General features: G+C 55.1%; 1 protein-coding gene. It reads left to right on the top strand.

Translation table 11 applies throughout. From position 1 onward, the window contains the following. Nucleotides 1-422: 422 nt before the first annotated feature. Nucleotides 423-870 (top strand): SulP family inorganic anion transporter (locus tag APH42_RS28865; protein WP_177336893.1); only part of this gene is annotated, 448 nt, incomplete at its 3' end.

The raw sequence follows: 870 nt of genomic DNA, 5'->3' as shown, positions 1-870 counted from the left end.
GTAACCGTCTGGCCAACTCACCCCTCAGCACACAGACCAGCTCGGACAAGAACGGGTGGAAAACAAAGCCTTGCCCGCAGGTATACCCATTGAATAAGCCTGTATCTGACGTAGGTCATGCAGAGCCTGCCAGCGGGTCGCAATCGACGATGGCTTCATTGTATACTTCGGCTCCGCATACCCCTTGAGCTACAGGAACATCAGCATGACTGTACTCCAAACGATCTACTGGCAGCCTACGCCGCCTTAGCGCTACGCCCCCTCGCAACAACCTGCTTCCGCTAGCCTCGCTCGCGGGTGCTCACTGCTGTACGCCTGGTTTTACACCTTAAGCACACAGCAAAAAATCCTCAAAATTTGAATTTGTATCGATTCGCTCGCCACTCCCTTGGCGTGCGCGATGCTTTGCCTTGGATATTTATATGCTGCAAAAACTTAGACAAACGTGGTTTTCCAACGTCCGTGCCGACGTGCTCGCGGGGCTGGTGGTCGCACTCGCGCTGATCCCGGAAGCCATCGCCTTTTCCATCATCGCCGGGGTAGATCCCAAAGTCGGTCTCTACGCCTCCTTCTGTATCTGTGCTGTCATCGCCTTTGTCGGCGGGCGCCCCGGAATGATCTCGGCGGCGACAGGCGCCATGGCACTGCTGATGGTTACGCTGGTAAAAGAGCATGGACTCCAGTACCTGCTGGCCGCGACGCTACTATGTGGCGTACTTCAAATCCTTGCCGGCTACCTGAAGCTCGGCTCGTTGATGCGCTTTGTTTCACGCTCGGTAGTCACCGGCTTCGTAAACGCATTAGCGATTCTGATTTTTATGGCGCAATTGCCTGAGCTGACCAATGTCACCTGGCATGTCTATGCCATGA

The organism is Pseudomonas sp. NBRC 111140 (assembly GCF_001320885.1).
GTDB classification, from domain to species: domain Bacteria; phylum Pseudomonadota; class Gammaproteobacteria; order Pseudomonadales; family Pseudomonadaceae; genus Aquipseudomonas; species Aquipseudomonas putida_P.
This window is presented reverse-complemented; position numbering and strand designations above follow the sequence as displayed.